Genomic DNA, 12,354 nt, shown 5'->3' with positions numbered 1-12,354 from the left:
AAGCCGCGATGAACCTTTTTCTTTTATTGCTTTAGACGTTTTTCAGCGCTTAATCTGAACCTCTTACCGCTTTGTATATCATCGCGCCAATCACGGCACCAATAATCGGTGCAACCCAGAATAGCCACAATTGCGAAACGGCCCAATCACCGACAAATACAGCCACGCCGGTACTTCGAGCAGGGTTCACAGAGGTGTTGGTTACAGGAATACTGATAAGGTGAATCAAGGTCAAACAGAGACCAATCGCGATAGGTGCAAATCCAGCCGGTGCTTTCGAATCAGTCGCGCCCATAATCACGAATAGGAAAACCATGGTCATGACTACTTCACAAACGAGAGCCGCAGTGAGCGAGTAACCGCCCGGTGAGTGTTCACCATAACCATTGGAAGCAAAGCCAGAGGCAGCTGCATCAAAGCCAGCTTGTCCTGAAGCAATCACAAATAGCACGCCGCCCGCGATAATACCGCCAATCACTTGGGCAATAATATAAGGCGCAACATCCTTGCCATCAAAGCGACCACCACTCCAAAGACCAATTGTAACAGCAGGGTTGAGATGACAGCCGGATATATGGCCAATAGCAAAAGCCATGGTGAGTACGGTTAAACCAAACGCGAGGGAAACCCCGAGTAAGCCGATACCTACATCGGGAAAAGCAGCGGCTAAGACGGCACTACCACAACCACCTAACACCAACCAAAATGTACCGAATATTTCTGCGATATACCTATTCATAACGATCCTTATTAATCTTTACCAGTATCAATAAGATAGTTTAGATTTCGCAGAAGTGTGAAATCTTGTGTATATAGTTGAAAGAAAGAACAGAGAATCTTATGTAATCACTTCGAACTCGCACTAAAGATCGTTAAGGTCAGTCGTATTCTATCGCTATTTTAGCAAGTAAGAGTGACCTGATAATTAGCCGTATTTGTGTCAGTATTCTTTTTATTTAAACTACGATGAGTTGATAAAAATTAAGTAAGTTCTACTTCTACCAACACCCCAAAGTGATCTGATACAACCGGATAAAAATCGTGATTAAAAATCACCTTATGCTGCTTTACCACTACAGGCTGATTACTAAGTACTAAATCAATGCGTAACGCTTGGCTATTTTGCTCCCAACCATCAATGTTTTTAATGACAGTGGTTCCATCATCTTTGATTTCAGCAACTTCATAACAATCCATCAAACCGCGTTGTAATACGTAATCATAGCCTTCATTACGTATATGGCTTGGGTTGTTGAAATCGCCTAATAGAAAGCTCAACTCTGTTGGTAAAGTTGCCTTGATTCGGTCGAACTGATCCTCAAATGAGTTCTCTGAGTCATTCCACCAGCCACAATGACAATTATAAAGATTAAAATCACCCTGTTGAGAGGTCACTTTAATACGCACTGCTCGCCGATGTTTCCAAAAGCTCACATCATAGTTATCACTTAAATCAATGACCTCATGTTCGACAATCGGTAGTCGCGTTAAAAATGAGAGCCCCTCTTGATATACTTCATAACTTTGATGAACGAAATCCCACGTAAGTTGGTAGTGATGACCGTATTCCATGAGTTTTTTCTGTAATAAATAACCATAGTTATTCGCCAACACAGTGTGATTGGTTAATATATTGGCATCAACGGCCGGGCTATCTTGATGTTGATTCACTTCCTGTAATGCAACCACATCGCACCCTTGCTCGATAATGGCTTGCGCGACCACATCTAACTTTTCTAGCTGTTTTTCTTCTTGCCAACTGTGGGTATTTAGTGTCATTAACTTCATTATTATTCACTTATTTATTCTAGTGAGATAAAACGCAGCGCAAGGCTGCGTTTCTCGAGGTTATTTGATCTAAAAAGAATTACGCAGGTTGTGCTGAATATTTCTCTATTAACTTAGATTTAATAACATCCACCCCAGGGCCATAAATAACTTGTACACCCTGTTCTTTAATCACAGCACCAAGAGCCCCTGTCGGCTTCCATGACGCATATTCAGCAACCAACTTCGGATCATTAACTGTAATACGCAAGCGAGTCATACAAGCATCAATCTCAGCAATATTGGCACGGCCACCTAAATTCTGAATAATAATGTTCATCTTCTCATCTTCTGACATCGATTCTGAGCTTTCATCCAGGTAGTTACCCATACGACCCGGTGTTGGTAACTTCAATTTCACGATTAGGAAGCGGAACAATCCATAGTTAACCACAAAGAAAACAATAGAAACTAATGCAAAGCGAACCAGATCACCACCGATGCCCGCTGAAACCATCATAGGTATACGAGTGAGTAACTCAATCAAACCAAAGGCATGTACACGTAGGTCCATCACATCGACCAACGCAAATGCAACTCCTGTTAACACAGCATGTGCAACATACAAAACGGGAGCGATAAACATAAACATGAATTCAATAGGCTCAGTCACACCGGTTAATAACACAGCAAGACAGGCAGATAAGAACATTGGCTTATATTGTGCGCGCTTATCACTATCAACACAGTGATACATCGCAAGTCCAATACCAATCAATGAAGAGGCTGCGATAATAACTTGGCCTGCTTTAAAGCGTGCTGGGTGCACCGTATCTAACAGGTGTTGGTAAGTTGTCGGATCGCTTAATTTAAGATTATTTAAATCGCTGACCCAAGCAAGCCATAATGGATCTTGACCATAAACACTTGAGCCCGCATTCATCCCAGTCAAAAGCTCATAAGTACCACCCAACTCGGTGTAATTCATTGGAATAGTTAAAGTGTGGTGTAAACCAAATGGCAGTAATAAACGCTCTAACGTACCATACAAGAAAGGAGCAGTGATCGGCGCAGTGTCTTTAGAGGTAGCAATCCATTGACCAAAATCATTAAGCGCACCTTGAATTAAAGGCCATATTACAGATAAACCAAACGCAATAATCAGCGAATAGAAAATAACAACAAAAGGTACAAAACGCTTACCGTTGAAAAATGCTAATGCCTGAGGTAAGCGAGCGAAGTCATGATAGCGGTTAAATAAGTTGGCACCTAAATAGCCAGACATAATACCGATAAACACACCCATATTTAGGGCAGGAGCACCCAAAATATTCGTGAAGAATTGAGAGACAGGTAACTCAGAACCAAATAGGCTCATCACAACCGCTTCTGGGTCACTGAGCATAGCGTTATCCACGCCCAATATAACCCCAGTGATACGGTTGATTAAGATGAAGGCAATTAGCGCGGCAAATGCGCCACCTGCACGCTCTTTTGCCCACGAGCCACCAATCGCGACCGCAAATAATAGGTGAAGGTTAACAATGATCCCCCAACCTATGTTTTCCATTATAGCGCCTAGTGTTTCAATGGCACCAAACCCACCCGCATACATTGCGACCACTTTACCTAGTGATATCATGATACCAGCGGCAGGCATCACCGCGATAACAACGATAAGGGACTTCCCAAATCGTTGCCAAAAATCAAACGATAGTAACTTACTCATAAATAGTTCCTTGATTTAAATACAGGCTAACGTTATCAGCGCCTAGCCATAAATATAATTTAGTGCTTTCTTGCAAATATATACGCGGCATAAGCGGGGGCTATTTGCGTTGTTATAAAATCTGAGCGAACGTGTTCATTGTTAATATTCTGATTATCAAGCATTAACTCGCCTAATTGGGTGCAGTCGATATCAACAACGCTCTCTTGTGGACTTAAATTGGTAATAATGGTCCATGTCATATCTTGAGCAACACGTTGATAAACATAGATATTAGGATCGTTAGCTAGCAGTAATTGATAACGGCCAACCACTAAGCTTTCATGTGACTTACGCAAAGCAATCAACTGCTTATAGAAACCTAAGATCGAATTTGGATCTTGCTGTTGTTGCTCAACATTGATATCTGCATACTGTTGATTCACCGAGAACCAAGGTTGCACCTCAGAAAAACCGGCAAAATCCTGGTCATTCCATTGCATTGGCAAGCGACTGTGGTCGCGGGATACTTGATTTAACAAGGCTAAGATATCGGCATCGCTCTGACCTTGTTGCGATAGCTTTTGAATTAAATTTCTCGCAGATACATCGTTAAATTCGTCAAGAGAAGTAAACTGATGATTTACCAGACCAATCTCTTGGCCCTGATAAATAAATGGAGTCCCTTTCATCAAGAAATAACAATTCGCTAACGCGGTAGCACTGGCATACCTAGAGTTAGGATCGGCAAAAGTATCAATACTACGAGCTTGATCGTGGTTTTCTAAATAAAGCGCATTCCAGCCTTTACCTTCTAAGGCATCTTGCCAACGCGATAAAATGCGTTTGAACGCCACGAGATCGAAATTCTCGTTGCTTTGTTCTTCCGACCATAGCTTCATGTGTTCAAACTGAAAAATCATGTTAAAAACACCACCTTGATCGTGCTCGGTCGCTTCAGCAACCCAAGGCAATGCGTTGTCGGCCGTCACCCCATTGGCCTCACCAACGGTCACGATATCAAAAGGCGAAAACGCCTGCTCTTTTAACTCATACAGATGTTTTTCAATCCCTGCCACATTCATATGATAATCGAATGAAGAGACATAGTTTTCACCCTTTGGATTGGGTAAAGAGGGTAAACCAGCTTGTTTTTGAATATGGCTAATTGCATCGACACGGAAACCATCAATACCTCGTTCCAACCACCAATGAATCATTTTAAATAGTGCTTGTTTAACTTCAGGGTTTTCCCAATTAAGATCTGGCTGTTTTTTAGAAAATAGGTGCAAATAATATTGTGCAGTTTTGTCATCATATTCCCATGCACTACCATGAAAAATACTTTCCCAGTTATTTGGTTCGCAAGTCGGCTTTTCAGCTGTAGGCTCACAACCATCACGCCAAATATACCAATCACGCTTAGGGCTATCTTTGTTATCTCGCGATTCGATGAACCATGGATGCTCATCGCTAGTGTGGTTTATCACTAAATCCATAATAATGCGAATGCCACGTTCATGAGCAGCAGTGATTAATTTATCCACATCCTCAAGGGTTCCAAAGTCAGGATGAATCGCTTGATAGTCACTGATATCGTAACCGTTATCATCATTCGGTGATGCGTAGAATGGGCAGATCCATATTAAATCAATGCCCAAATCAGCAAGATAATCTAGCTTAGCAATGATCCCATTGATGTCACCAATACCGTCCTGGTTTGTATCATAAAAACTACGGGGATAAATTTGGTAGGCAGTTGCTTTCTTCCACCACGCGAGTGGTTTTGAGTGTAGATTATTAGCGAGTGTCATCGGTTATACTATGTGTGTTATCGTTAACACATAGTGTTAAATGGAACCTATTTGGACTCAATACAATTTCAGAGAAACTGTGAACTTTCTCTCATTCTTATGTCGAATGTGCCTTCAACGGAACTGAAATCGCGCTTGAGCAATTTTTTGACAGCTTGGTAGCCCACTTGATAGTAGTTAAAAGCGACAGTAGTCAGGCTTGGGACTAACAAATCGCTGTAGTCATAGTCACCCATGCCTACAATCCATAAGTTATGACCAATCTTGAGTTGCTGTTCTTTGGCGCGACGATATAAACGAATAGCAATATTATCGGTGGCACAAAAGTAGACATGATTAGGCTGTAATTGAATTGCCTGGTAGCCGGCTTTGTCCTCCGAGTTGGCTAGAGCTTGTAGTGAAAAATTCAACTCAGGGACGGTGTCAGTAATGGTGGCTTGCATCAACTTAGTACGGCTGGAAAGCATACGCTCATCATAAATATAATGTACGGCTGCCAGCGGTGCCTGCTGTTGTTTTAACTGAGTGATGGTTTGGGAAACGAGTGCTTTAATTGCAGCATGGTCGGGGTAATATAAACAGCAATGGTGGGGGGTGTTTTTACCAATAAATAACACATTGTCTAAGGTTTGATAAAACGTCTCTTCGACACTGTGCTTTGAAGCAATAATAATAGTGCCCAATGCATTTAAGCCATTAAACTCTCTCACAGCTTGGCATTCTGACTCATGGTTAAACCCTGAGGCATGAAAAAGCATTCGTACTTGTGATTCATTGGCAGCCGCCAGTGCCCCTTTGATTACTAAGCTAGTTGTATATGACTCAATGCGAGGAGCAACGAAACCAATAATATTAGATTGGCTACGAATGGAACGAGCAAATATATTAGGGGTATAATGATTTTCTTTGACGATAGCATCAATTTTAAGGCGATTTTCAGCCGAGACATAACCGTCATTAAAGTAACGTGACACGGTCATTGTTGAAATTCCAAGCTGTCTTGAAATCTCCGCCATGGTCATTTTTTTACTCATCACATTTTCCTTCCATAATGTATTATTGCCATATTATCCAATATATTGGCTGACAACAAAGTAAATAAAAACGCTACCTGATGATATACACATAGTACTTCAAGTTTATAAGATATTGTCCACTTCTTGACCTGAACTGAATACCCGTAGTTACGGCCTTGCTCGCTCAGGTCTTCAGTGCAACGACTGCTAATTTAAAAATGGGCAGGAGATATCACCGACGTAGCTACAAACAAATATTGGCTATAATTAGTTGCCATTATTGACCTTTATTCAAGGCAAGTTATTGGTTGGTTTATGGGTACGAGAATAAAGGCCTCATTGATCTGTGATGTCTTATCGATGGCTTTATTTCGCCGAGAGTTTCCTGAAACGGTTATTACTCATAGCGAGGTAGTCAGTATCGTTTGAAAGACTATTGAGGCCTCATAAGCACCTATAACCTAAAGCAAAGTATGAGTAGGAAAAGAAATTGCTGGGATATAGAAAAGGGCTAATACGCTTAGGTAATAGCTTCTAACTCGATCAGGTTATCAAGGGCTTCTTGGTCGGTTTTACCACAAATGACAGGGCAAGCTTTGAATTGGTGACATACCTTCGGGCGTGAAGGTTGACCAAATAATTTGCAGAGATCTTGCTCATTTAATTGGATGCAGCGTACCCCAGCAGGCTTACCATTAGGCATTCCAGGAATAGCAGATGTAATACTTGGAGCGATACAGCATGCTCCACAACCTAGGCGACATTCCATCAAATTAAACTCACTAAATAACAGGGTGCGCGATAGTAGCAAAAAATGATGAGAGTGACAGCTGTTGATTGAATCAAAGAATGAACAATTATTATCCTTGAACTTTTTATGGGCTAGCGGTATAACACGCACCCCAGTAAAAGAGTAAGAAGTAATCCTATGACGAATCCATTTTGGCAAGAAAAGACACTAGAACAGATGACCGAGAACGAGTGGGAATCACTTTGTGACGGTTGTGGTAAGTGCTGCCTGCATAAACTAATGGATGAAGATAGCGATGAAGTTTACTACACCAATGTGGCGTGTAGCTGGTTAAACGACAAAACATGTTCGTGTAAAGATTACCCGAACCGCTTCACTTCAGGTGAAGAATGTTTGAAGCTGACTCGTGACAAGATCGATGAGTTTCACTGGCTACCAGACACTTGTGCTTACCGTCTTCTATCAGAATCTAAGCCGATCCCTGAATGGCACCCGTTGATCACCGGATCAAAAACAGAGATGCATGCAGCAGGTGAAAGCGTTCGTAACAAAGTGGTATACGAAATCGATGTTGTCGATTGGGAAGATCACATCTTGAACCACCCGAACCGCTAGTTAACGAAGACTAGTCAATCACCCGAATAAAAAAAAGGCTCACATTTCTGTGAGCCTTTGTCGTATTTAGGAGGGTCCAAATCAATGGACTGTGTCATGGCTAATGTCAAGCAAGCGGTAAGTCTGCAACCACCTGATTGAACGTGATACGAGCATTCTGAGCTTGCTCAGATAACTCGATCTTTTTCGCTTGTGCGGCACTAAGATTACTCTCGGCCTGCTCAAGTGCTTGTTGTAGGTTCTCTGGTAACTCGTGAGTTTCCATTTGTGAACCTTGTTCTAACACATAAGCGCGAATTTCTTTCTTCACTGCGGCAAGTTCTGTGTAAGCAACACGCTCAAGTTCTGCGGCTTCTTGTGCTGCATCTCTTTCTTTCTCAAACTGAGCCAACGCCATACCTTCAGCAGACCAAGGGTCCATGTCTGGCAGTTCTTCGATGTTGATCGTTGGCTCGATATACGCATCTTGATGGCGTAGGTCGAGGTTAGTCGCACGAACCGCTGAAATCATCAGCATCACAGAGATAGCAAGCAGTGGTAAGCCACCAACAATCGCCGCCGTTTGTAGCGTACTTAGACCGCCTAAGAACATTAGAATCGTTGGTAAGAACGACAGAGTAAATGCCCAGAACATACGGTTCCAGCGCATTGGCTCTTCGGTCACGTTGTTCTGAACCACAGAAGCCAGAATGTAAGATATAGAGTCAAAGGTTGTCGCAGTAAAAATAATACACAACAGTGTAAATACGGCGATCACTAACGTGCTCATTGGCAATTGTGCAAGCATCGAGAAGATAGCTTTGGTTGCGCCTTCCGCATTCAAAATGGCAACGACATCTAGCTCACCAGAAAGCTGCAGTGATAGGCCGTAGTTACCTAAGATCATGAAGAACAGGAAACAACCTAGAGAACCAAAGAAGATCGACCCTGACACCATTTGTTTGATGGTTCTGCCGCGAGAGATACGCGCAACAAACAGACCCATACTCGGTGCAAATACTAGCCACCATGCCCAGTAGAAAATCGTCCAGTCTTGTGGGAAGTGAGTGTTTTCGAATGTACCGTAACCACCAAATGGTTCAGCCCACGTTGCCATCACGAAGAAGTTAGACAGTAGACGACCAATTGAGTCTAAGCCTGTTTCTAACATGAAGATTGTTGGACCCGCGATCAGAACGAAAGCCAGTAGACCCATCGCACCCCAGAAGTTGATGTTACTTAGGATCTTGATGCCTTTTTCCAATCCAGCATAAGATGAGTAAGCAAAAATCGCAGTACACACTAAAAGCACCATCACTTGCGTTAGGTTATTTTTAGGTAGACCAAATAGATGATTTAGACCTTCAGTGATCAGAGGAGCGGCTAAACCTAATGTTGTTGCAGCGCCGCCTAATAGACCGAAAATGAATAGGATATCAACGATCTTTCCTGGTACGCCTTTACTACGGTGTTCACCAAGAACAGGCATTAATGCGCTTGAAATCTTTAGAACAGGTTGTTTACGTACGTAGAAGAAGTAAGCGATAGGAATTGCCGGGATTAGGTAGATAGACCATGCGATTGGTCCCCAGTGGAATAGGCCGTAGGTCGCAGCCCAGCGTACTGCTTCTTCACTGCCAGGTTCTAGTTGGAAAGGCGGTGATTGGTAGTAGTAAGCCCACTCAATACAGCCCCAATACAAGATACTTGCACCGATACCGCCACAAAATAGCATGGCAGCCCATGATGCAGTTTTAAACTCAGGCTCTTCATCAGCTTCGCCCAGTTTAATTTGTCCCATATCACTGAATACTACGTACACCATAAATGCACAGGCTGCGAGACCTAGAGCAAGATACAGGAATCCGAGTTGATCAGTCATGAATGTTTTCGCAACCGCAATCCAGTCTGCGCCCTGTGCAGGGAACAAAATGAGCGGGAAAACTATCGTGAGTAGGAGTGCTATAGCACCAAAAAAGGTTGGCTTATCGATAAGCTCAAAAGTGTTTTTCACGAGTATTATTCCATTAAAATGAGAGCGGAATTATGGAATGAACTCGTTTTTTAGACCTAATCGGGTCTATTGTCGTAACGATAAATCGCTTTTATTCTAGAGAATACGACAGGTTGGCAAGGCTAAATGAGTGCGAGAAGAATACCGCCTACGGTTGCCGCTGCGGACAGGTATTGCCCCGCTGAATAAGAACCATCATCTTCTTCTTCAATCTTATCTGGGTGATCCATACCCAAGGCACCATGAGCGAATGACTCAACTTTATCGGTAACTGTCGCGTTTTCTGCTTCGACTTTCTTCGCTTCTTTATCAATTTCTTTTAGGACAGATAAGAGTGCTTTGCCTTCATCAGAAAGCCTAACCGTATTTTGCTCAACCTTAAGCGGTGTAGGCTTTTCAGCTTCGTTAGCTGAACTCTTAGCGTTCATCTGCGAAGGCGAATACAGCTGAGTATTACTCGTTCCTACTGGCGTCATATAGCTCTCCTTACCTATCCTTAAATATAGTATCGGCAGAGGTGTGAAAAACTTGTGCAATTAATCATCGATAGTGATGTTTTTTTATTCGCACATTACATTTTCGTCTGCTTGGTTAAATCGTCTATTTACTAAGCAAGTCTTGTGCCGATAAGAATGTTTGATTTTAGATAGAGTTAGGATGAATGACGGGAACGTGATCAAGTTGTGACGATGGGCTAATTATCTAGGATTAGCCCATCGACTCTTTAGCTTAGAAGAGTGGATCAACAGATCCTACTCACACTCTAGGCTAGCGCTACGTTTTGACAGATGCTTGTATGCCTTCATTCGGTTCTCTTTCTTTACAAAGCGAGCCGGCGGCGAAAGCACTTCAAGCTGATAATCACCGCTATCCGATGAGATCGCTTCAACCGGGCTGATGATGGCGATTTTTAAATCAGGGTTACGACGTAGAATTGATGCCGCCGTCCCTAAACCACCCTCGGTGTGGAACTTGCCAGCCACGTGAATCACTTGTTTATCAGGGTTTGATGCTAGGTAATCCACAATCGACTCAGCCATGGTTTCGTCCCAGGTAACCTGAGCGGCAAACTGCTTTTCTGTTTGCTCTGGCGTACCGTGATGCATAGAAGCCATGAACTTTTCTTTGTAAGGGCTATCGCCAGTATCCACTTCGGTAGCAATCCATTGGCGTTGCTCGGTCGATAATTGGTCTAGGTAAGGCAATCCTTTACGGCCAATACACTGCACGAATGGCTTTGGTGCATTTGCCGCAATAACATCGACGTCGTTGGCTTTTGCGAACTCAACTAACGCGCGGTAATCACTTTCGTAATTTGGCCAAGCTGCCGCTTGAGACATGAGAATTTGTTCGCCAATTTCGCCGTTTAAGTATTGGTCAAGTGTGGCTTGGTGCTCTCGAGTGAACTGTTCCATTGAAAGCGCAATGTTTGATGTTGCGTTGCGGCGCGCTTTTAAGAAGTCGGTTTGGAAGCGGTGAATGGCAGAATGCGTGTGCCATTCGCCAATTAGAACCACATCAGCGTCAATCAGCTGCTCGGGTAATGCATCGAGAGAAAGTGTTTCGCCTTGTGGAGAAGCGAACTGGTAGTCATAGAATGTGGAAACGGATTCCGTTTGAGCCACTTTTTGAGAAGTGTCTTTTGCAGGTTGACTAGCACAAGCCGTGAGAAGAGTAGCTAATCCGATAAGAATAATACGTTGCATGAAATGCCTCCTTGAAGAACACGCATACTAAAGGAGGCAAGATAAGATTTCAATGCAAACGATAATCAATATCAATTAAATTTGTTTGCGGTACACTCGCAGCATAAAGTCAGCTTCACAGTTGAATTGCTCTGCCTCGGTGAGTTGTAGTTTAAACTCTTCACTCGCCTTCCAAGCAAACGGCGTCATCTGTAGCAGGTCGAATGCATCTGACCCCGATAGTTCCATCATATAGTTTAGTTGCTCTTGATGCTCAAGCGTAAAACCTTCGATCACTTCTGGATCTTCGTCGTGCAAGCGAACGCCATCATAAATTGCATCACGCAGTTGATACAGGTGTCGGCTAGCTGGTGTCACGGTGATCACCACACCATTATCTTTGATGGTGCGTTGTAACTCTTCAGCCTTGCAAGGCGCGTAAATGCGTAGAATTCCGTCTAAGCTGTTTTCAGCAAAGGGTAGGCGATGGCTTGATGCAACTGAGAAGTCGACAGCAGGGTAGCGTTTAGCGGCGTATTTGATAGCAATCTTAGAAATGTCTAGGCCAAAAGTAGCCCCTTTCTTTTCTTGAAGATTCACAGCAATTTCGTTGGTGTAATAACCTTCGCCACAACCAATATCCAATAGGCTAGGCGTCTCTTCTGGTAGATAGCGAGAACACAACGTCACCACCGCTTGGCGCATTGGGTCATAGTGGTTACCTTCAAGGAAGCGACGACGTGCCTGCATCATCTCTTTGTTGTCACCTGGATCTTTTGAGCGTTTGTGGTGCGCAGGCATCAAATTGACGTAGCCTTCTTTCGCTAGGTCGAACTGATGGTTCTTTTCACACTTAAACGTACGATCGTTTTGAGATAAAGGTTGGTGACACAAAGGGCATTGGTAAGTCATGGAGACCTCTAAAGGAGAATAGACAGCGCAAGTGTAACGAGCTAAAACCAAAAAGTAAAAGAGCGACATAAAGCCGCTCAAAAATCGTTTTTA

At 43.1% G+C, this 12,354-nt stretch carries 11 protein-coding genes and 1 pseudogene; 2 read left to right on the top strand and 10 right to left on the bottom strand.

Going from position 1 to position 12,354, the window contains the following annotated elements; genetic code table 11:
- Positions 1-49: 49 nt before the first annotated feature.
- From aqpZ to AB4351_RS17610, 5 genes are all read right to left on the bottom strand, one after another.
- On the bottom strand, positions 50-739 hold the full coding sequence (gene aqpZ / locus AB4351_RS17630) for an aquaporin Z (protein WP_372126738.1): 690 nt from the start codon (positions 737-739) through the stop codon (positions 50-52).
- A 242-nt stretch (positions 740-981) separates the two neighbouring features.
- Entirely contained in the window at positions 982-1,788 is an 807-nt protein-coding gene (locus tag AB4351_RS17625) for an endonuclease/exonuclease/phosphatase family protein (RefSeq protein WP_019823193.1), read from the bottom strand.
- A gap of 79 nt (positions 1,789-1,867) precedes the next feature.
- The gene (locus AB4351_RS17620; RefSeq protein ID WP_017070319.1) at positions 1,868-3,496 is read right to left on the bottom strand and encodes a PTS transporter subunit IIBC; all 1,629 of its coding nucleotides are present in this window, start codon (positions 3,494-3,496) and stop codon (positions 1,868-1,870) included.
- A 59-nt stretch (positions 3,497-3,555) separates the two neighbouring features.
- Positions 3,556-5,289, bottom strand: coding sequence for an alpha-glucosidase (locus AB4351_RS17615; RefSeq protein ID WP_372126736.1), 1,734 nt, complete (start codon positions 5,287-5,289; stop codon positions 3,556-3,558).
- Between the two features lie 68 nt (positions 5,290-5,357).
- Positions 5,358-6,323 (bottom strand): LacI family DNA-binding transcriptional regulator, encoded by a 966-nt coding sequence (locus AB4351_RS17610; protein WP_017070321.1) that lies wholly within the window; start codon positions 6,321-6,323, stop codon positions 5,358-5,360.
- A gap of 140 nt (positions 6,324-6,463) precedes the next feature.
- Between AB4351_RS17610 and AB4351_RS17605 the strand changes: the two are divergent.
- Positions 6,464-6,805 (top strand): annotated as a pseudogene (locus tag AB4351_RS17605) (DDE-type integrase/transposase/recombinase); the annotation flags it as partial.
- A 20-nt stretch (positions 6,806-6,825) separates the two neighbouring features.
- Here AB4351_RS17605 and AB4351_RS17600 read toward each other — a convergent pair.
- A complete protein-coding gene (locus AB4351_RS17600) occupies positions 6,826-7,074 on the bottom strand; it encodes a YkgJ family cysteine cluster protein (protein WP_017059389.1) in 249 nt (82 codons plus the stop codon).
- A 159-nt stretch (positions 7,075-7,233) separates the two neighbouring features.
- On the opposite strand from AB4351_RS17600, the gene AB4351_RS17595 reads away from it, so the two are divergent.
- Positions 7,234-7,671 carry a YcgN family cysteine cluster protein gene (locus tag AB4351_RS17595; protein ID WP_017059388.1) on the top strand — a complete coding sequence of 146 codons (438 nt, stop codon included), beginning with the start codon at positions 7,234-7,236 and terminating at the stop codon, positions 7,669-7,671.
- A 106-nt stretch (positions 7,672-7,777) separates the two neighbouring features.
- On the opposite strand, the gene AB4351_RS17590 is transcribed toward AB4351_RS17595, so the two are convergent.
- From AB4351_RS17590 to rlmA, 4 genes are all read right to left on the bottom strand, one after another.
- On the bottom strand, positions 7,778-9,664 hold the full coding sequence (locus AB4351_RS17590; protein WP_248366474.1) for a BCCT family transporter: 1,887 nt from the start codon (positions 9,662-9,664) through the stop codon (positions 7,778-7,780).
- Between the two features lie 122 nt (positions 9,665-9,786).
- On the bottom strand, positions 9,787-10,140 hold the full coding sequence (locus AB4351_RS17585; RefSeq protein WP_065584854.1) for a hypothetical protein: 354 nt from the start codon (positions 10,138-10,140) through the stop codon (positions 9,787-9,789).
- 276 nt (positions 10,141-10,416) lie between these two features.
- Complete coding sequence (locus AB4351_RS17580) at positions 10,417-11,370, bottom strand: ChaN family lipoprotein (protein ID WP_102320045.1); 954 nt, start codon at positions 11,368-11,370, stop codon at positions 10,417-10,419.
- Positions 11,371-11,445: 75 nt separating this feature from the next.
- Positions 11,446-12,261 (bottom strand): 23S rRNA (guanine(745)-N(1))-methyltransferase, encoded by an 816-nt coding sequence (gene rlmA, locus AB4351_RS17575; protein WP_017059384.1) that lies wholly within the window; start codon positions 12,259-12,261, stop codon positions 11,446-11,448.
- Between the last annotated feature and the right edge of the window lie 93 nt (positions 12,262-12,354).

Source organism: Vibrio sp. 10N.261.51.F11 (assembly GCF_041471665.1).
Classification (GTDB): domain Bacteria; phylum Pseudomonadota; class Gammaproteobacteria; order Enterobacterales; family Vibrionaceae; genus Vibrio; species Vibrio crassostreae_C.
This window is presented reverse-complemented; position numbering and strand designations above follow the sequence as displayed.

Coding starts and splice junctions, on each gene's coding strand:
- aqpZ (WP_372126738.1), bottom strand. CDS start 739: ATGAATAGGTATATCGCAGAAATATTCGGTACATTTTGGTTGGTGTTA.
- AB4351_RS17625 (WP_019823193.1), bottom strand. CDS start 1,788: ATGAAGTTAATGACACTAAATACCCACAGTTGGCAAGAAGAAAAACAG.
- AB4351_RS17620 (WP_017070319.1), bottom strand. CDS start 3,496: ATGAGTAAGTTACTATCGTTTGATTTTTGGCAACGATTTGGGAAGTCC.
- AB4351_RS17615 (WP_372126736.1), bottom strand. CDS start 5,289: ATGACACTCGCTAATAATCTACACTCAAAACCACTCGCGTGGTGGAAG.
- AB4351_RS17610 (WP_017070321.1), bottom strand. CDS start 6,323: ATGAGTAAAAAAATGACCATGGCGGAGATTTCAAGACAGCTTGGAATT.
- AB4351_RS17600 (WP_017059389.1), bottom strand. CDS start 7,074: ATGGAATGTCGCCTAGGTTGTGGAGCATGCTGTATCGCTCCAAGTATT.
- AB4351_RS17595 (WP_017059388.1), top strand. CDS start 7,234: ATGACGAATCCATTTTGGCAAGAAAAGACACTAGAACAGATGACCGAG.
- AB4351_RS17585 (WP_065584854.1), bottom strand. CDS start 10,140: ATGACGCCAGTAGGAACGAGTAATACTCAGCTGTATTCGCCTTCGCAG.
- AB4351_RS17580 (WP_102320045.1), bottom strand. CDS start 11,370: ATGCAACGTATTATTCTTATCGGATTAGCTACTCTTCTCACGGCTTGT.
- rlmA (WP_017059384.1), bottom strand. CDS start 12,261: ATGACTTACCAATGCCCTTTGTGTCACCAACCTTTATCTCAAAACGAT.